General features: G+C 34.8%; 19 protein-coding genes. 9 read left to right on the top strand and 10 right to left on the bottom strand.

What is annotated here, in order from left to right; all coding sequences use genetic code 11:
• Window positions 1-5: 5 nt before the first annotated feature.
• The 5 genes from PHV37_01370 to PHV37_01350 form a co-directional block, all read right to left on the bottom strand.
• Window positions 6-1,907 carry an Rne/Rng family ribonuclease gene (locus PHV37_01370; protein ID MDD3236731.1) on the bottom strand — a complete coding sequence of 634 codons (1,902 nt, stop codon included), beginning with the start codon at window positions 1,905-1,907 and terminating at the stop codon, window positions 6-8.
• Window positions 1,908-1,940: 33 nt separating this feature from the next.
• The gene (locus tag PHV37_01365; GenBank protein MDD3236730.1) at window positions 1,941-4,460 is read right to left on the bottom strand and encodes a TIGR03960 family B12-binding radical SAM protein; all 2,520 of its coding nucleotides are present in this window, start codon (window positions 4,458-4,460) and stop codon (window positions 1,941-1,943) included.
• Window position 4,461: 1 nt separating this feature from the next.
• The gene (locus PHV37_01360) at window positions 4,462-4,806 is read right to left on the bottom strand and encodes a hypothetical protein (protein MDD3236729.1); all 345 of its coding nucleotides are present in this window, start codon (window positions 4,804-4,806) and stop codon (window positions 4,462-4,464) included.
• Between the two features lie 57 nt (window positions 4,807-4,863).
• Complete coding sequence (locus tag PHV37_01355) at window positions 4,864-5,493, bottom strand: hemolysin III family protein (protein MDD3236728.1); 630 nt, start codon at window positions 5,491-5,493, stop codon at window positions 4,864-4,866.
• Between the two features lie 107 nt (window positions 5,494-5,600).
• Window positions 5,601-6,782: a hypothetical protein gene (locus PHV37_01350; protein ID MDD3236727.1), complete on the bottom strand. Its 1,182-nt coding sequence runs from the start codon at window positions 6,780-6,782 to the stop codon at window positions 5,601-5,603.
• A 441-nt stretch (window positions 6,783-7,223) separates the two neighbouring features.
• On the opposite strand from PHV37_01350, the gene PHV37_01345 reads away from it, so the two are divergent.
• Entirely contained in the window at window positions 7,224-7,853 is a 630-nt protein-coding gene (locus PHV37_01345; GenBank protein MDD3236726.1) for a sigma-70 family RNA polymerase sigma factor, read from the top strand.
• Window positions 7,854-8,152: 299 nt separating this feature from the next.
• Here PHV37_01345 and PHV37_01340 read toward each other — a convergent pair whose 3' ends face one another.
• Window positions 8,153-9,103, bottom strand: a complete 951-nt coding sequence (locus PHV37_01340; GenBank protein MDD3236725.1) for a magnesium transporter CorA family protein — start codon at window positions 9,101-9,103, stop codon at window positions 8,153-8,155.
• 186 nt (window positions 9,104-9,289) lie between these two features.
• Here PHV37_01340 and PHV37_01335 point away from each other — a divergent pair, with 186 nt between their 5' ends.
• The 7 genes from PHV37_01335 (at window position 9,290) to PHV37_01305 (ending at window position 14,718) form a co-directional block, all read left to right on the top strand.
• Window positions 9,290-9,931: a DUF47 family protein gene (locus PHV37_01335; GenBank protein ID MDD3236724.1), complete on the top strand. Its 642-nt coding sequence runs from the start codon at window positions 9,290-9,292 to the stop codon at window positions 9,929-9,931.
• Between the two features lie 17 nt (window positions 9,932-9,948).
• Window positions 9,949-10,965 carry an inorganic phosphate transporter gene (locus PHV37_01330; GenBank protein ID MDD3236723.1) on the top strand — a complete coding sequence of 339 codons (1,017 nt, stop codon included), beginning with the start codon at window positions 9,949-9,951 and terminating at the stop codon, window positions 10,963-10,965.
• 115 nt (window positions 10,966-11,080) lie between these two features.
• Window positions 11,081-11,749, top strand: a complete 669-nt coding sequence (locus tag PHV37_01325; GenBank protein MDD3236722.1) for a MarC family protein — start codon at window positions 11,081-11,083, stop codon at window positions 11,747-11,749.
• A gap of 148 nt (window positions 11,750-11,897) precedes the next feature.
• Complete coding sequence (locus PHV37_01320; protein ID MDD3236721.1) at window positions 11,898-12,110, top strand: hypothetical protein; 213 nt, start codon at window positions 11,898-11,900, stop codon at window positions 12,108-12,110.
• Entirely contained in the window at window positions 12,110-12,475 is a 366-nt protein-coding gene (locus PHV37_01315; protein MDD3236720.1) for a ribonuclease III domain-containing protein, read from the top strand. The genes PHV37_01320 and PHV37_01315 overlap by 1 nt, the downstream gene beginning before the upstream one ends.
• A 145-nt stretch (window positions 12,476-12,620) precedes the next feature.
• Window positions 12,621-13,577 (top strand): class II fructose-1,6-bisphosphate aldolase, encoded by a 957-nt coding sequence (gene fba / locus PHV37_01310; protein ID MDD3236719.1) that lies wholly within the window; start codon window positions 12,621-12,623, stop codon window positions 13,575-13,577.
• Between the two features lie 100 nt (window positions 13,578-13,677).
• Window positions 13,678-14,718 carry a DUF475 domain-containing protein gene (locus PHV37_01305; protein ID MDD3236718.1) on the top strand — a complete coding sequence of 347 codons (1,041 nt, stop codon included), beginning with the start codon at window positions 13,678-13,680 and terminating at the stop codon, window positions 14,716-14,718.
• Here the strand turns inward: PHV37_01305 and PHV37_01300 are convergent.
• Together PHV37_01300 and PHV37_01295 are read right to left on the bottom strand one after the other, a co-directional pair.
• Complete coding sequence (locus PHV37_01300; GenBank protein ID MDD3236717.1) at window positions 14,702-15,484, bottom strand: hypothetical protein; 783 nt, start codon at window positions 15,482-15,484, stop codon at window positions 14,702-14,704. The two genes, PHV37_01305 and PHV37_01300, sit on opposite strands and share 17 nt — an antisense overlap.
• Before the next feature lie 9 nt (window positions 15,485-15,493).
• Complete coding sequence (locus tag PHV37_01295) at window positions 15,494-16,288, bottom strand: hypothetical protein (GenBank protein MDD3236716.1); 795 nt, start codon at window positions 16,286-16,288, stop codon at window positions 15,494-15,496.
• 138 nt (window positions 16,289-16,426) lie between these two features.
• Here PHV37_01295 and PHV37_01290 point away from each other — a divergent pair, with 138 nt between their 5' ends.
• Complete coding sequence (locus PHV37_01290; GenBank protein ID MDD3236715.1) at window positions 16,427-17,227, top strand: enoyl-ACP reductase; 801 nt, start codon at window positions 16,427-16,429, stop codon at window positions 17,225-17,227.
• Between the two features lie 88 nt (window positions 17,228-17,315).
• On the opposite strand, the gene PHV37_01285 is transcribed toward PHV37_01290, so the two are convergent.
• Window positions 17,316-17,972, bottom strand: coding sequence for a hypothetical protein (locus tag PHV37_01285; GenBank protein MDD3236714.1), 657 nt, complete (start codon window positions 17,970-17,972; stop codon window positions 17,316-17,318).
• Window positions 17,973-18,038: 66 nt separating this feature from the next.
• Window positions 18,039-18,284 (bottom strand): hypothetical protein, encoded by a 246-nt coding sequence (locus PHV37_01280; GenBank protein MDD3236713.1) that lies wholly within the window; start codon window positions 18,282-18,284, stop codon window positions 18,039-18,041.
• Window positions 18,285-18,325: the final 41 nt, after the last annotated feature.

The raw sequence follows: 18,325 nt of genomic DNA, 5'->3' as shown, positions 1-18,325 counted from the left end.
CTAACTTATGCTGTAACTTCATCTTTTTCTACCTTTTCAGTTGGGTTTTCATTTTTTGCAGCCTTTGGTTTTCTACCTCTCGGTTTTGCTGTTTTTTTAGGTTCAACATCTAAAGCGACTTGTTCATTTTTTGATTCACTTTCAGAGTTTGTTGTGGCTTTTTCTTTTACGGATTTAGTCACACGAGGTTTTCTGCCTCTTGTTTTTGGTTCTTTTTTATCTTCTGCTTCTTTTTTTGTTTCAGGCTTAGAAACTTCTTCTATCTTTTCATTTTTAGTTTCAACAACCTCTTCAACCTTAGCAGGTGAATTTTCCGTTTTTATTTCAACATCAATTTTAGGTTCATTTTTTACATCGAGAGAAACAACTTCTTGTTTTGCCTCAACGGTGACTTCTTGAGGTTGAGTTTCATCTTTTAACGCTTCTTGAGGTTTCGGTTCAAAGCGTCTATTATTATTTTTGTTGAATCGTTGTTTATTATTTCGATTGAACGGTCTATCTTGATTTTGATTTTGTCTGTATTGAGTTTGTTCTTGTTGAGAAGTTTCAGTTTTTTCTGTCTTTTCAGTATTTTGCTCAGGATTTTGGTAATTAAACACCTTATTAAATTTATGAGCTTGATTTTTATTCTTAACTTGTTGAACAGGAACTTTTAATTTTGCAGCTTTTGCCTTGTACTCGCCTTCAGCAACAGAAGATGAGAAAGTCAAATCTTCAGGAAGCAAGCCAGAGCCACCGCAATGAGGACATTTTTTGCCGAAAATTTCCGCCAAAGCTTGCCCCTGTCTGTGTCTTGTAAGCTCTACCAATCCTAAATCCGAAAGCTGACCGACTTGAGGTTTTGCTTTATCATTTTCAAGAGCAAGTTCCATTTCTTCCATAATAGCAAGTTTGTCATTTCTGCTGTTCATGTCGATAAAGTCAATTATAATCATTCCGCCGATATTACGAAGCCTTAACTGACGTGCAATTTCGTGGACTGCTTCTTTATTCGTTTTCAAAATTGTTTCATCTTGTGTAGCAGAGCTTATAAACTTACCGCTATTTACGTCAACAACCGTTAACGCTTCTGTTGTTTGAATAAACAAATATCCGCCACAAGGAAGATTGACCTTCGTTTGAAGTGCTGTTTTTATTTCTTTTGCAACACCTGAAGCAACTAATAATGGTTCTGTACCCTTATAGACATTGAGCTCAATATTTTTTTTCATATTCCAGTTTTGCAAAATTTGTTGAGTTCTATGCATTGCAAAAGATGAATCCAAGACAATTTCTTTAACATCTTCGCTACAAGCTTCTCTCATGACTCTATACAACAAATCTTGGTCACGATACAAAAGGCTTGGAGCTTCATGGGTTTCAGCAGCGGTAATAATACCGTTCCATTTTTCCAACAATAATTCCAAATCTTCTTGAATATCAGCGTCAGGTTGATTTTCAGCTTCTGTTCTGACAATAACACCAACTCCGACAGGCTTTAGCAAACCGACAACAGATTTTAGTCTTGCACGTTCTTTTGACGAAACGATTTTTCTGCTGACATTCACGCCTGTTTCATAAGGCATAAGAACCAAAAAACGCCCCGGAAGACTTATTTGAGTAGTAACTCTCGGACCTTTATGTCCTGTAGGTTCTTTAACAACCTGTACTATAAGTTTTTGTTTCGGGGTTAATTTGTCTTTTAATGAACCTTTACCGATTGCATCATTTGCGTGCAAAAAGCCCATTTTGTCTGAACCTACATTAACAAATGCAGCATCAATACTTGGAAGAATGTTATCAACTGTCGACAAATAAACATCGTTCAACAGAATTTCTCCACGGTTAACAAAGAACTCACTAACCTTGCCGTTTTCCATTACGGCAGCGACATTGTCACGCTCCGCAATGATAATTGATTTAGCCATAAAATTTCCTTTTCAAATCTATAAAATCTCGTTTTAAATCTCGTTCAGATTTTCATCAAAAAATTTCGTTCTTTTTATCTTAAATTCGATTTCAGGACGGAACATTTTCAACACGACATCAGCTTTTACTGATGGTAAATCCGCATTTTGTCCAACTTTTAAAACCAACTGTATTTTGTCTTCAACAACATCAACTGATTTTATAGAAGGTTTAATGTTTACGAGTTTTGTAATACCTTTTTTATTTTTCTTCTCGATAATCAATTCGTCATCAGAAGAAATCTTATCTCTAATATACAACAATTCTTCCGATTTTAAAACACCTTTCTTTAAAGGTTCAACTTCATAAAGTGCCCACTGAGCAATTATATCAATGGATAAGACATCTTTATTTACTTTCTTAACATCTAACACTTTTATCGAATTAGGAAGTGCTTTTGTCATCAAATCACACATTTCCGCTTCTGATACATCATTATAGACATCAATATCAATCATCTCACAAGAGCTCTCGACGAAAATCGGAAGTGCTATCCCTAGTGAAATTTTAGGGGTAGGATTGAAACCTTGCGAAAATACCAAATCGAGCCCGCTTCTAAATAATGCTTTAATTAGCGTATTTTGCCAATCCAAATGAGAAAGATAACGCAAATTGTTTTCTTTCGACAATTTTATTCTGTATTTATGAGGCTCTTTTTGCTCGGTTGCTTCAATCATTTTTAATTTTGGCACATATTTTTCATCTACCACTTTATGGACTTTAAAGTTTTTGCAAACACCACAATTTACGCACTTAAATTCGCAAGGAATAGTATTTTCGGCGTTCATAGCTTTTTTGTATTCAGCCTTAAACCAATCTTTGTTAATTCCAACGTCAATTACGTCCCAAGGTAACTCTTCATCTAAATCATATTGTCTTTGAGCCAATTCATCCAATGAAATATTGCATTTTGCCGACAAATTATTCCATTGTTCAAAGTCAATGTTCTCGTCCCAAGTAGTCATATAAGCACCGCTTTTGTAGAGCTGATATATAAATTCGCATAAACTTTCATCGCCACGAGTTAATGCCGCTTCTACCTTTGAAACAAAGCGGGTATGATAATTAATCTTCACACCTTTTAAATGTTTTGTTTTCTCAAGCAAATAATTTATTTTATTTTTTATTGTTTCTTCACTGTCTTGAGAATGCCATTGGAACGGAGTAAACGGCTTAGGAACAAAAATCGAAATCGTGCAAGTTATTTTTATAACATCTTTTAGACCCAATTCATTTCGCAAAAGCTTTGAGCGATATTTTATCTTCGTCAAAAGTTCTGCCATTTCATCCAAATCTTCGTAAGTTTCAGTGGGCAGCCCCAAAATAAAATATAATTTAACAGAAGTAAATCCGTTTTTATAACAAGTGAAAATTGTGTCTAAAATTTGGTCTTCTGTCAAATTTTTATTGATTACATTCCTAAGCCTTTGACTACCTGCTTCAGGAGCAAGTGTAACTGTCGATTTTCTAACGCCTTGAACTAGATGAGCTAACTTCGCACTATATTTATCAATTCTTTGACTTGGAAGTGAGGCTGATACCTTCTTTTCATTGAGTTCGCAGGACAATTCCTCAATAACTTCCTCTATATTAGTATAATCATTTGAAGACAATGAAAGCAAGGAATATTCGTTATACCCGGTTTGCTTTACTGTTTTTTTAACTAAATCAATTATATCCTCAGCTTTTCGCTCCCTGATTGGCAATGTGACATGCCCAGGCTGACAAAAACGGCACATTCTGCCACAGCCTCGTCTAATCTCAATTACCGCCCTATCATGGACTGAACTTGAATAAGGAATAGGATTCGTAACAGGTGGATTATCGTTATCAAGCTGAACAATTCTCTTTCTGGTCTTATTATTGAGTTCAGGTGAATAAACACCTTCAAGCCCTGCTAAAGCAACAATTATGTCATGCCTGTTTAGATTTTTAGATTTCAACTCTTTATACAAAGACATCATTTCAATAATCAAGTCTTCGCCATCGCCAATCATAAACAAATCTATAAAATCAGACATTGGCTTCGGATTATACGAGCACGGCCCTCCGACAATAATTATTGGGTCATCATCGCACCTTTCTGAACGTTTTACGCCGATTTCAGCAAGATTAAGCATTTCGAGCATTGTGGGATAGGCTAGTTCATATTGAGCGGAAAAACCAATCATATCAAACTTTTTCAACTCTTTTTTTGCTTCAAGGCTATATAGCGGAATTTTTTTATCTTTTAAAATTTGACGATAGTCAAAATCCGGTGCATAAACTCTATCCGCCAAAAAATCCTCATGCCTATTGACGTCACCATACAAAATTCTTTGTCCCAAATTGCTGATGGCAATTTCGTATTTATCGGGAAATGCAAATGCAATCCTGACAGAAGTCGACTCCCAGTCTTTATTTACGCTCAAATGCTCGCCACCGACATATTGATATGGCTTATTTACATGATAAAGGCTACATTGAGCATCTATATTAAGTTCTAATTCCTTCTCTTGACAATTATCACACATTTTACGCTAAAGTTTCCGCGATATATTTATCTATCTCTATAATTTTTCCGTTTAATTCATTATTAGCAAATTTTGAAATAAATTCAATCAACTTATCATGTGGCACCTTGTAATTATAAAGAGCAACATGCGTACTTTTTTCACGCATTACCCTTATAATATATTCGCATTTTTCCGAATACTCAACCAAATGTTCCTCATTAAAAGGTCTACCGTTCAAATCTTTATCAAAACGAACATAGTTAAAACCCTTGAAATACTTAACCATATCACTCTCAGGCGATTCCGGAGCAATTTTCGATTTATTAAATATGCTAATTACTTTTTTATTAATAGTATCTGTCATACAAGTATTTAACAATAATTTTTTATTGCTGTCCAAAACTTTATTTTGCTTAATAAATCAATGAACTTTTAATAATTCTAAAATAGCAATATAATGCATTACGGCTCCCAAAATTACAAAAAGATGCCAAATACTATGCATATATCTACGTTTTGAAAGGTAGAACAAACTGCCTATTGAATAAACAATTCCGCCCCCTAAAAGCCACCAGACCACTTCATGAGATGTTGTAACCCATATTTTGTAAAACAAAAAAATCAAAAGCCAACCAAGCAACAAATAAAGCCCCGTGGATAAATATTTGAATTTCAAAGTCATGCAGGAATACACAATGCCTGTTATCGCCAAATACCAAATCATAGACATTACAGCAACTGAATGAGGAAACGGCAAAACAAGGAGTAATATTGGAGTATAAGTTCCCGCTATTAACAAAAATATAGCACTGTGGTCAATTTTTCTAAATACTTTTTTTGCAGTTTCATTAACCATTGCATGATACAAAGTTGATGACTGGAACAATATAAACAATGTCGCACCGAAAATAGCCGTACTTGAAGTCTCTAAAGCACTTCTTGACGCAGCAGCCAACATAACTATCCCATATATTGACAAAAGAGCACCTATCGCATGCGTGAATGCATTTGCAAACTCTTCCCCTTGCGTATATTTTATATTTTCGTCCATAAAATTCCTTTCACTTAACAATTTGATTGTACACCTATTTTCAATTATTACCAAATAAAAAAGCGACTCAATAAATTAAGCCGCTTTTTAAATATACTTTTTAATTATTATTTTTTTGGAGCTTCTTCTGCTTTTGGTGCTTCAGCTTTTGGTGCTTCTGCTTTTGGTGCTTCCGCTGCAGCTGGTTGAGCCGCTTGTGCTCCGCCTGTCATTTGAGCTAACTGTTCAGAAGCTTTCTTAGCTGCTTCTTGAACATTTGCATCTGAATCTTGTTTTGCTAAGTCGAAGATTTGACCTAATACAGGAGCATATTCAGGTTTAGCAATGTGTGACAATGAAGCTAATGCACTGACTCTAAGCAATGGATTCGGATCTGATTTTGCTGTTTGAACAACTTGTTCAATAGCCGGCAAATCTTTAATATCAAGTTTTGTTCCGTTTCTTTGTTCTACTTCAGAAGACAATAAGTTTTGTAAAAATGCTATTGTATACAATGAATATTGTTTATTTCTTTCAGCTGTTTCCATCGGAGTTATTGTGTTTGCTTCTTTTTGTTCAGCTTCACTTAATTGTTTTCCTGAAATTATATTTTGTCTTAATTCTAATTGTTTTGGTGTAGGACCTTGCAAACCTGTTGTATCTTTAGCGATTACGCCAAGTAATCCTTCCATAATTTGAGTATCCAACAATGCTGTAGCTGATTTAGGATCATTTTGTGTTAATTCAGCAATTTGTTCAATTGCAGACGCTTGATCATCTAAATTTTCTGAACGAAGTCTTGCATTAAAAGAAGGAACATCTATTCCACCTTTTTGGTCTGCAGGTTGCTCAACTTGTGGAGCGGCAGCAGGAGCTGCTGCTTGAGCCGGTTGTGCAGGTTGAGCTGGTTGAGCTGCTTGAGCAGGTGCTTCTTGAACTACAGGTTCAGGAGGTACTGCTTGTGGAGCAGGTGCTGCTTGTGCAACCGGTGCTGCCGGAACTGTTTGTGCAGGCATTGGCATATATTGTGCCGGCATTAATTGTGGAGCTTGGGTATGAGCTTGACCGTCTTTTCCTGCGTAAGCTTGCGGATTATAAATTTGAATATTTACTGCATTTGCTTGTGAGCTAGGTTGATATGATTGTGATTGAGGGTATTGATAGAAATTTGAACTCGGATAATTATAATAACCTCCTTGCACCGGTGCTTGTTGTGTTTCTGCTTGAGGTGCTGGTGCCAATTGAACAGGTTGTTGTGCAACTTGTGGTGCAATTCCCTGTGGATACTGACTATTTGGTGCTTGGATCATTTCGTTCCCCTTTATTTACTAAATTACTTTACTTTTTAATTTGGATACTTATTAAATAACCGTGAGAAATAATAATTGCCATGATTTTTTACTTATTTCTAATGACAAATATCTCAAAACCATTGCGACACAAAGACTATAAGCCAATTAAATTCAAATTTACAATTGTTAATATTAATAATCTTTTATGTTTATTCCCTCATGTTTTCTATGCTTCATGTTCCCATCTGGCTTGCTTTTTAACCTGCACAACGGTTATTTTTCTTTTTTATTGTTTTTTTACATATTACTTTTCGGATTTTTACCGGTTTTGCCCTTGCTATAAAGCCACTTATTAAGAAATATAATAAACATTTCTATTTATATATTTTTTTTGTGGCATTCATTCTTCTTTTAATATATTATGCTATTATATAATTGGGTATCGGTTTTATAATAATCATGAACTTGAAAACAGAGTCTACTTCTAAAAAATTTAATATCAAAGATTATATGGAGCTCATTGAAACTCTAGCTAAAGTCGAGTATAAAAAGCTCTCGTCTAATCATTTGATGGAATTTTCAGAACTTGTAAATATTGGCACACAAGTCATTCACAAGTTGTGCTCAAATGTTGATGAAAATACCTACAATAAATCTTACCTTTCTACAGCTATAAAATGGGCTATTCGTAACGAAGTTCGCAGACGTTACAAATGGTATGTATTAAAAAATAAGCGTGAAACAGGACTTCTCGATGCTGAAAATCCAACAGCAGTTAGAGAGGCTGTTTACAAAACTATACTTTCTATCGACGAACTCGCTGAAGGTGAATCTCCTACACAAATTAAAGACTCCAAAAGAACTCCTGAAGAAAAAATAGTTTTTCATGAACTCAGCGAAAGTATCAAAGAAGCCATCAAAAAATTACCTCCGAGAGAAAAAGAACTAATTGAATGCAAATTCTACAAAGATAAAAAACTTCGTGAAATTGCAGAAGAATTCAACCTCTCTCCGTCAAGAATTTCTCGTATTATTCAAGCCGGTTTGAATAAAATCAGAAAAGAATTAGTTAAACAAAATTTAGTATAAATTTAATATAAATTAATTTTATTTTACGCATACGATATTCTTGTTATTTATCTTCAATTTTGCCGGCATGTGCATACAGGGGAACCATCTTCTCCTTTGGCTCGTATGTTCCCTTTAGCAAACGGCATTTCGGTCTTGCTATTCGCATGCCCTACAGCCTCTGCAGCCATTCAATCAGGGGCAATCTGCTCGCACTCCTCGCAGTTTCCCTTTGCTTCGCGTTCGCTGTCTTGAACTCTAGCACTAAACGGCATTTCGGTCTTGCTCTTCGCAAGCCCTACAGCCTCTGCTCGCGTTCGCTAAAACATGCCCTTTTTCCAGAATTTATACGCTATTATTACCGACAAAATGCACGCTGCTACGACAATAATCGCAAATCCATGCGGATGATTTGTCAACGGCACATTTACATTCATACCCCAAAAACTAGACAACATCGTCGGTACCGCCAATATAATCGTTATTGATGTCAAAAATTTCATTACGATATTCAAATTATTTGAAATAATCGACGCAAAAGCATCTATCATACTCTCTAAGATGTTCCTGTGCATTTCAACCATATCAAGTGCCTGTTTGTTCTCGATAATAACATCTTCCAATATATCAACATCTTCTTCCTGCAACATAAATAAATGCTGTATTACAGGATTGTTTTTGAGTCGCATTAACTTTTCAAGAACTATTCCATTGTTCTTTAATGCCGTTGTAAAATAAACTAAACTCTTTTGCATCTCAAACAGCTGAAAAAGAGCTTTATTCTTCATCGTTTTTTGTAAATTTACTTCTATCTTTTCCGTCCGCTTATTGATAAATTCTAAATATCTTAAATAAAATTTTGATGAACGGAATAATATTTGAAACAAAAACTTTTCAGCCTTATTCGTATCAAATAATTTTTCAGTATCTTGGTTATAAAAAGACAAAACTTTATTATCAGAAAGACTTACCGTTATCATATAATCAGGCGTCAAAATAACCCCTAGTGGCAATGCATCAAAATTGTCTTCATCCTCCATTATCGGTATATTCGTGATGATTAACATTATATTGTCATCAATCTCTATACGCGAACGTTCTTCAACGTCCAACGCATCCCTTAAATAATCAGCATCAATATTGATTTTCTTGGCAACTTCCGTAATCTCATCGGTCGTAGGCTTTATCAGGTTAATCCAAGAACCCTCCTCTATATTATTAAGAGAAAGTTCTACAAGCTTTGAATCTTTTGTCTTTAGTATTTTTAGCATAATTGTACGACCTTTGCCTGAACATTATAACTTGCACAAACGAAAAAATAAATAATTTCAAATATAAATTTTTTAAACAAAAAGTTCATATTTCTGTTTTTATACAAAAACTTTTATAGTATATTGAGGGTGAGTATCTAAAATTGCTAATGATACTTAAGAATATGTATAATTGGAGGAATTTCAATGGCAAAATTAAATTTATTGGCTTATATATTACCGCCTGATGACAAAACTTTTTACATTTTATTTGAAAAAAGTACTCACGTTTGTAAAAAAGCTGCTACTTTGTTTGACGAAATCGTCGAAAAAGGCGTTTCTGACGAAAGAATTATTAAAGCTAAACAATACAAACATACCAGCAACGATTTGATTAAAGAAACTTTAACAGAATTGAATAACACTTTTGTAACACCGATTGATAGAGAAGATATACAGCTTATCGCTACTTTATTGAATAAAATTACTAAAAAAATCGTCAAGGCAAGCTTAAATCTGAGAGTTTACAGACTTGAAAACAACACAGAAAATGTCGTTGCTCAAGCAAAAACCTTATTGCAAGCAGCTGAAGAACTTGATTTAATTATCCACAAATTCAAAAAAGTAAGCTCTATTAAAGAAATGACTGAAAGTAATTTGAGAATGAAAGATATCGAATCTCACGGCGACGAAATTATGTTTCACGCTATGGACGCTTTATTCTCAGGTGGCTTTGATGCTTTGAACGTTATCAAACTAAGAGACATCCACAAAGATATCGAAAACGCTTTGGATACTTGCTATTCCGTATCTGATAACGTCGTAAATATTGTATTAAAACAAAGTTAAAGTTAGGAAGTACAACAATGACATTCGCATTAATATTATTAATACTGGTTGTACTTGCAGCATTAGCTTTCGAGTACATAAACGGCTTTCACGATTGTGCAAACGCTATCGCAACAGTAGTTTCAACAAGAGTGCTAAGCCCGAAACAAGCCGTTTTATTCGGAGCTACTCTTGAGTTTGCGGGAGCTCTAACTGGAACTCACGTAGCCCAAACGATTGGCTCAGGAATTATCGACGGACCTTCTATCACTCTTCAAGTTATTTTATGTGCCCTTTTGGCAGCTGTTTTATGGAATTTATTCACTTGGTATCTTGGCTTACCTTCAAGCTCATCTCACGCTTTAATAGGTGGTCTTTTAGGAGCTTCCATTGTCCATGCCGGTCCCGGGGTAGTACAAATCAAACACCTTTTAGATAAAGTTATCATACCAATGTTTACATCTCCGGTTCTCGGTTTTTCGGTTGGTTTCTTATTTATGTTGTTTTTACTTAGGATTTTTTACAAATCAAATCCTGACATGATTAACAAAAGATTTAGAAAATTACAACTTTTATCTTCCGGCTTAATGGCGTTAAGCCATGGCTCAAACGACGCACAAAAGACTATGGGTATAATAACATTATCACTTCTTGCCGGGGGTGTATTAAAAGCACCTGCTGACGGACATTTCGAAATACCTATTTATGTAATTATGGCGTGTGCTTTTATGATGGCAATGGGAACAATGTCCGGTGGATGGAAAATCATCAGAACAATGGGACACAAAATTATAAGACTTAAACCTATTCATGGTTTTGCCGCTGAAACTTCTGCTGCGTCTATAATTTTAACAGCTTCTCACTTCGGTATTCCATTAAGCACGACCCACGTTATTTCAACTGCGATTATGGGCGTAGGCTCCACAGTAAGAGCTTCTGCCGTAAAATGGGGAATCGTTGGAAACATCGTTTGGGCTTGGGTTTTAACAATCCCATCTTGTATGATTGTTTCATCTGTATTATATGCACTTTTGAGAAATGTTCCTCATTCATAAAATATTATATAAATATTTTTATTAACTTAAAGAGCTCTGATAAAACAGGGCTCTTTGTTTACACTTCGTATTGTTCTATTGAGGCTTTTCCTTCAGGGTGTAAAATAGAATTATTATGAATCACGAAATTTTACAAGCTTTTATATTGCAGTTTACCGCACTATTTTTTACAATTGATGCAATCGGATTAATTCCGATTTTTATATCATTGACTTCTGATTATACAGAACAAATGAAAATCAAAGTTATAAAAAAAGGCGTATCTACAGCATTTGCAGTTTTATTGTTCTTCGCACTGTTGGGAACTCAAGTTCTTAATCTTTTCGGCATCACAATAGGTGCCTTTAGAATAGCGGGCGGTATCTTATTATTGATATTAGCAATTGAGTTGGTTTTAGACAAACCGAATGCACCTACATCTTGCGACCCTGATGATGACTTAAAAAGCATGGATATTTCAGTTTTTCCGCTGGCTGTTCCATTACTATCAGGACCAGCTTCCATTTCAATGCTAATTATGTTTATGAAACAAGCTGAGCATAATCTTTTTAAACAAACTTTAACAATGACAGCTTTGTTTGTAAATATGGTGCTTTGTCTTATAATTTTGCTCTTTGCATCTAATATTTGCAAGGTATTGGGCAAAACAGGTATAAACATTGTAAACAGAATTTTCGGTATAATTCTTGCAGCGATGGCATGCCAATTTATTATCAACGGATTGATTGATGCGTTTAACATAAAAGAGATTATGGACGCTTTGCAAATTCATGTTATGCAATAATGTATCTAATTGTAAACCATTCAAACCCTTTTATAATAAGGTTTTTTGATTTATATTAAACATAAAAACTTTGTTTAACTTAAAGTTTTTACGACTTAATCCGATTATTAAAATATAAAAGTACAGGGAAAGTTATACGAGGAAAATTATGTCAACATCAATCATTGAATATCCTGCTGTTATTTATCAAGGTTTAAGAAACCATGTATATATAGCCAATTGTTTTATCAAAAATTTGGTAGCATACGGTCACTCTGCGGCTGAAGCTATCGAAAATCTTGAAAAAACGCTCGAAGAAATGCATCAGGACTACATTGTAAAAGTAAAGCCTATGAACGGACTTGTGGTCGACAGAAGATAATGAACGAACTTAACATTAGAAACTACGCTCATCTCGGCGATGCCGTCTATGAAGTCTACATTAGAGAAAAAGTAATTTTACATACTTCAAACTCAAAAAGACTTCACGATTTTTCCGTCAAATTCGTTAACGCCGAATTTCAAACCCATCTACTGGAAAAAATTTCTGATAATCTTACCCCTGAAGAACACGAACTCGTAAGACGGGGACGGAATATCCCAACATCATCAGCCAGAAGAATAAATAAAGCTCTCCACTCTCAAGCTACCGCTCTTGAGGTTCTGCTCGGGTACAACTACCTCCATAACAAGCCTCGATACCAAGAGCTTTGCAAAATTATGGATAACGAAATTATTTTTGAATAAAAATCCAAAAAATCACGAAACAAGCCTGTCTGCGTGACTTTTTGATATTCATTTTTTGCTCAAATATATCGGATAAAAACCTTGTAAATAACTTATTTTTGCGATACATTATTCCTGTATTCGTACAAAAATTAGGAGAACTCTTATGAGCGAAAGAAAACTCGTCGGAACAGAAGAAATGTTCAAAAAAGCCCTAGCAGGAAAATATGCTATCGGTGCTTACAATGTAAACAACATGGAAATTCTACAAGGTATCGCAGAAGCTGCTGAAGAAACCAGATCACCTATCATTCTTCAAGTATCAGCTGGTGCAAGAAAATATGCTAACCAAACTTACCTTATCAAATTAGTCGAAGCTGCTTTGGCTACAACTACAGTTCCTATCGCACTTCACCTTGATCACGGTGCTGATTTCGAAATCTGTAAAGCTTGTATCGATGGCGGTTTCTCATCAGTTATGATTGATGGTTCAAGATTCCCATTGGAAGAAAATATTGCTATCACTAAAAAAGTTGTTGAATACGCTCACCAAAGAGGCGTTTCTGTTGAAGCTGAACTTGGTAAACTTGCCGGCGTTGAAGACGCTGTTAAAGTTCATGCTAAAGATGCTACTTACACTGACCCTGAAGAAGCTGCAAGATTTGTTAAAGAAACAGGTTGTGACTCTTTAGCTATCGCTATCGGAACTTCTCACGGTGCATACAAATTCAAAGAAGAACCTCAACTTGACTTTGAAAGACTTGCTGCTTGTAAAAAAGCTGTTAATGAAGCTGTCGGCTACGATTTCCCAATCGTTCTTCACGGATCTTCTTCAGTTCCTCAAGAATTAGTTGAAAAATGCAACAAATTCGGCGGTCAATTACCTAACGCTAAAGGCGTTCCTGAAGATATGCTTTCATTCGCTTCTAAGAATGGCGTTGCAAAAATCAATATTGATACAGACTTAAGACTTGCAATGACTTCTACTATCAGAGAATTCTTCATTGAACATCCTGAAAAATTCGACCCTCGTGAATATATGGGTCCTGGTAGAACTGCTGTTAAAGAACTTGTTAAACACAAAATGCAAGTTTTAGGTACAGCCGGTCACGCTGATGACTAATTAGTACCAATATATATACCTAAAATAGAGCAACGATATGAGGTCGGGGCTCTATTTTTTTTGTATTATTGGAATTGTACTATATTATTGGAATGGGTTAATGTTTAAATATTTTTACGAATCTTTTTTTGTTACAATCGTCGGGTTTATTCTCGCTTTTTTATGGGGCGAACATTTAAAACCCGGGGGTGGGGCTTTGGCTCTTTTCATTGTCGGCTTTTTAGCAATTCTTGAAATAACACTATCCTTTGACAACGCTGTCGTAAACGCAATGAAGCTTGAAAAAATGTCAAAAAAATGGCAACACAGATTTTTAACATGGGGTATTTTAATTGCCGTTTTCGGAATGAGATTCCTATTCCCTGTAGTAGTTGTTGCTTGTTTTGCACATATCTCACTTTTAGAAGTTACGAAACTTGCTCTTTACAATGTTGATAAATATGCTTATTACTTGCATATCGTGCACGCTCCGCTTGTCACATTCGGCGGTGCTTTCTTGATGATGCTATGTATGGCTTATTTCTTTAACAAAGATAAAACTACGCATTGGATTTGCTGGCTTGAAAGACCTATTCTTCAATGCAACCATATCAAATATGTAGATATTATTTTTACATTATTGGCAATAATCATCACTCAAGCTATTGTCCCGGTTGAGCAAAAACTTCCCGTAACCATAGCTGGGCTTGTCGGAGTCATTTTATATCTCGTTATAGACAGCGTTAGTAATGCTTTAGAATGTTATGCTGAAAAAAAAGCAGCATTAACCGGAAGCCTTGCCAAACTTGGTTTTATCGGATTTTTATATTTGGAACTCATTGACGCATCTTTTTCTTTAGATGGTGTTTTAGGTGCATTTGCAATAAGCAAAGATATAGTTATAATAACTATAGGATTAGCGATAGGAGCTATGTTTGTAAGGTCTTTGACTCTATTTATGGTAGATATGAAAACATTACAAAAATATTGTTATTTAGAACACGGTGCACATTGGGCAATTGGTTTTTTGGCATTAATAATGTTCTATTCTACTGTCCATGAAGTCCCTGAGGTTATAACAGGCGGAATCGGATTAGTAATAGTTTCAGCTGCTTTCATCAGCTCTGTCAAACGAAACAAATCAATTACGAATGATGACTAAAAAAAGCACAATAAGCTTCAAATGCCTTATAATACTCACTAAACAAATTGCCTGTTTCTCTTGCCTCAACTTCTAATTTATTTGAGGCATAATAGCGTTGAGATGTTGAATACGTACGATAGGCATCTATATAATTTTCAGACATTTTGTGTTCCGATTTATATATTGCATGAGTTTTTCTATTTATTGTCTTATTAAAACTTTTGACAATCGGTGATTTATTTGCAAGATATCTGCTATTAGCTTCTTCTGTAATCAAACGCTGAATTCTAGGCGATGCTTCGCCGTTTGAAAGCAAATGATTTACATCGACTCTAACGTTTGCTTCAGCTATAGCTTTTCCGTATTCATCTATACCTTTTGCCCTAATCAAAGTATTGGTCTGAGCACAATGTTTGAGCTCGTGGGCTATTGTCGCAACAGCTTTTTCTCGAGATTTGTTTTTAACCCTCTGTTCAGAGATAATTATCCTATTTTTAGTCGGAATATATTCGCCACATACATTCGGAGGCATTCTTTTTATTTTGATATTGGAAGGAGCTCCATCTACTCCCATATACTTGACTAAACCTTTATATATCCTTGAAACAAAGTTCTTTCCATTTTTATTTTTCGATTTAGCAAAAATAACTTTTACATCAAAAGGCATAGCTGACCAAGTTGGGTTGAAAAATTCAGGTGAGGTTTTGGACACAAAAGATTTAGCCACAGCCTTTGTCATCGGGGCTTTTTCAATAAGATTAGGAATAATATTATTTATATTCAAAAAAACTCCTTATCTCATAAATTCTGAAAAATACTTTGTAAAAACATTATAATAATTTTCAACCGCTTCACCGATTGAGCGAGCTTCAACCTCTAAAAAGTTGTCTAAATAAGCTTGAAAGCCTTCTGCGGTATCCTTAGAATGCGGATTAAAATGAGTAGGATTCTCTATTATTGCATCGTAATATCTATCTAAATTACGAATATCTTTTTTAGATTCAGGTTTAATTGGATTTTCTATAGCTTTTTTATATGCTCGTTTAAGTTTTAATTCAAAAATTTCTCTAAATTCTTCATACTTTGCTTGAGCCATTCTTTGAGTTTTAGGAGGAGGAACCAGTCTTTGAACCTTTTGCTCAGCAAGCATTGAGGCAACTTCCTCTACTCCATATCTGGTGCTTGCAACCATTTCATTGTATTGAGCACAATGAGTAAGCTCATGCCCAATTGTACGTATTTGTTGCGATTTGGGCTCTGAGATTAAACATCTTTCTGATAATTTTATTTTATTGCTTAAAAAAGAATGAGAGCCCATTTTTAAACCGCTCATTTTTTCTATTTTGATTTTTTTCGGGGCATATCCGCCCATATCCATAAGCCCGACTAATTCCTTATAAGCACCTTTTACAAAGGCTTTTCCGGTTTTATCATTTATTTTTACAAAGGATTCTTTCATCTCATCAGGTATTTTTTTCCACGCAGGAGCACAAATTACAGAGTTTGCCTCTTTTACAAGTTTTTTAGCTCTGGAAGAAGATACCGGAGTTATATTTGTAATAAATTGTGCTAACCTATTTACTTGCATAGAACCTCCGTTGTACTTGCAATATTTACAAATAATCTGATTATGTGAAATTGCCTAAATTCACAAAAATGTTAAATGTTGTAAATAGTCTGCTTTAATTGTAAAATACATGCAGACATTAAAATGAGGATTTTTACTATGAAATTAATGGAAGGTAAAAAAGGGGTTATTTTCGGAGTTTCTAATACTCACGGAATAGCTTACGGAATTGCAAAACAACTTTTTGAAGCAGGTGCTGATATTGCATTTACATACGCTGGGGACCCTATGGAAAAAAGGGTTAGACCAATCGCTGAATCAATGAATGCTAAAGTCATTTTGCCTTGTGACGTAACAAAAGAAGAAGAAGTTAAAGCTGTTTTTGACGAACTTGAAAAAGTTTACGGAAAAATTGACTTTGTTGTTCACGCAGTTGCTTTCGCTAACAGAGAAGACTTAACAGGTGAATTCATAAATACTTCTAAAGATGGTTGGAACTTGGCTCTTGGAATCAGCTCTTACTCTTTAGTAACTTTGGCTCGTAACGCACAACCTATTATGAACGAAGGCGGCTCAATGCTTGCTATGACATATTTGGGTGGAGAAAAAGTTGTTGCCAACTACAATGTTATGGGAGTTGCTAAAGCTGCTTTAGAATCCTCTGCAAGATATTTAGCTGAAAACCTAGGAAAATTCGGCATTAGAGTAAATTGCATTTCGGCAGGTGCCGTCAAAACCTTGGCTGCGAGCGGTATCGGTGGCTTCGGCAAAATGCTTAAAGCTGCAGTTCTTAAAGCTCCTTTAAAAAGAAACGTTACTCTTGATGATGTCGGAAAAACAGGCTTATACTTATTGTCAGACCTTTCATCAGGCGTTACGGGCGAAGTCGTCCACGTAGATTGCGGTTGCCATGCGGTATATGCTTCTGCTGAAGAAATGGACGCTCTAACCAGAGAATAAGATTATCAATTTTAATCCAGAAGATAAAGCACCATCAAAAATGGTGCTTTGTTTTTTCTACTCAATACGGTTGTATTGTTTTTTGTTTCTATTTTTCCATTATATCGTTTATTGTTTTTGGCACCTCGTTCAAGGAGGTGGGCTCTTCTGTTGAAGAAATCATCGGTGCAAAATTTTTCAAAGTAAGCATTTTGTTTATTTGTGAACTCAAATTTGCAAAACTCATATCCTTTGAATCCAAATTTTGTATAGCACGTTCTTTAACAAACATGATTATGGTATTTAAGATTTCAAGCAACATTTTTTTACTTATATGAACAAACTCATAATCCTCAAATACCTCCATAAGATAAGAATATGTATCCACTGCCTCATAAGAATTTATTGTTTCTATTTTTTCTCTTATCAACAAGTCCTCAACATCAGCCTCAACTATCCTTTTATAATAGGAAGAATATCTATAAATATGCTTTAAAATCTGCTCATTATTTTTATATCTGCTGATACTTAGAAAAAAAGACTTAAAGTCATCAAATAGTTCATGTATTTTGGATACTTTGCCATTGTTTTGAATAGTCAAATAATCTATCAAAAAAGGAACTTCCAATTCACTTAAAGCAACTTCCATCCCGAGCCAATAAGTATTATATATGTGCATAAGTCCTTTTGATTTCAACTTATGACGCACAAAATCTCTAATACAATCAAGTTGGATTGCTGTTTTTTCCTGCAATATTTTATCCATTCCATCATTGTAGTCTATGTTACTTTTAAACACAAAATAGTTAAGAAGATTTAAATATCTATGCATTTACTCGGACTTTAACGGCTCAAACGCTATAATATAATCATCACAAATACACATTGTATCTTTGTGTAACTGCTCTTTTGCTCCGTCGTTATATTCTATTTTTACATCACTTAACGAAACAATATAATCATCAGAAAATTCATCGTCATAACAACCTGTCGCACAAAACTTAGGAGTACAAACCATAACTCTATTCATGCACTTTTTTTCGATAACCTTTTTGATTTTTTCTGCTTTTTTCTTCATATATACCTCCCTTAATAGATATAAATTAGCAAAATTAAGCG

It is taken from the genome of Candidatus Gastranaerophilales bacterium (genome assembly GCA_028693235.1).
Taxonomy (GTDB): domain Bacteria; phylum Cyanobacteriota; class Vampirovibrionia; order Gastranaerophilales; family Gastranaerophilaceae; genus JAQUVW01.
The sequence above is the reverse complement of the archived record's forward strand: the minus strand, read 5'-3'. Positions and strand labels throughout refer to the sequence as shown.

Bases quoted from the DNA above. Each gene is read 5' to 3' on its own strand.
- PHV37_01365 (MDD3236730.1), bottom strand. From the start codon at position 4,460: ATGTGTGATAATTGTCAAGAGAAGGAATTAGAACTTAATATAGATGCT.
- PHV37_01285 (MDD3236714.1), bottom strand. From the start codon at position 17,972: ATGGATAAAATATTGCAGGAAAAAACAGCAATCCAACTTGATTGTATT.
- PHV37_01340 (MDD3236725.1), bottom strand. From the start codon at position 9,103: ATGCTAAAAATACTAAAGACAAAAGATTCAAAGCTTGTAGAACTTTCT.
- PHV37_01335 (MDD3236724.1), top strand. From the start codon at position 9,290: ATGGCAAAATTAAATTTATTGGCTTATATATTACCGCCTGATGACAAA.
- PHV37_01325 (MDD3236722.1), top strand. From the start codon at position 11,081: ATGAATCACGAAATTTTACAAGCTTTTATATTGCAGTTTACCGCACTA.
- PHV37_01315 (MDD3236720.1), top strand. From the start codon at position 12,110: ATGAACGAACTTAACATTAGAAACTACGCTCATCTCGGCGATGCCGTC.
- fba (MDD3236719.1), top strand. From the start codon at position 12,621: ATGAGCGAAAGAAAACTCGTCGGAACAGAAGAAATGTTCAAAAAAGCC.
- PHV37_01355 (MDD3236728.1), bottom strand. From the start codon at position 5,493: ATGGACGAAAATATAAAATATACGCAAGGGGAAGAGTTTGCAAATGCA.
- PHV37_01370 (MDD3236731.1), bottom strand. From the start codon at position 1,907: ATGGCTAAATCAATTATCATTGCGGAGCGTGACAATGTCGCTGCCGTA.
- PHV37_01305 (MDD3236718.1), top strand. From the start codon at position 13,678: ATGTTTAAATATTTTTACGAATCTTTTTTTGTTACAATCGTCGGGTTT.
- PHV37_01350 (MDD3236727.1), bottom strand. From the start codon at position 6,782: ATGATCCAAGCACCAAATAGTCAGTATCCACAGGGAATTGCACCACAA.
- PHV37_01345 (MDD3236726.1), top strand. From the start codon at position 7,224: ATGAACTTGAAAACAGAGTCTACTTCTAAAAAATTTAATATCAAAGAT.
- PHV37_01295 (MDD3236716.1), bottom strand. From the start codon at position 16,288: ATGCAAGTAAATAGGTTAGCACAATTTATTACAAATATAACTCCGGTA.
- PHV37_01320 (MDD3236721.1), top strand. From the start codon at position 11,898: ATGTCAACATCAATCATTGAATATCCTGCTGTTATTTATCAAGGTTTA.
- PHV37_01330 (MDD3236723.1), top strand. From the start codon at position 9,949: ATGACATTCGCATTAATATTATTAATACTGGTTGTACTTGCAGCATTA.
- PHV37_01360 (MDD3236729.1), bottom strand. From the start codon at position 4,806: ATGACAGATACTATTAATAAAAAAGTAATTAGCATATTTAATAAATCG.
- PHV37_01290 (MDD3236715.1), top strand. From the start codon at position 16,427: ATGAAATTAATGGAAGGTAAAAAAGGGGTTATTTTCGGAGTTTCTAAT.
- PHV37_01280 (MDD3236713.1), bottom strand. From the start codon at position 18,284: ATGAAGAAAAAAGCAGAAAAAATCAAAAAGGTTATCGAAAAAAAGTGC.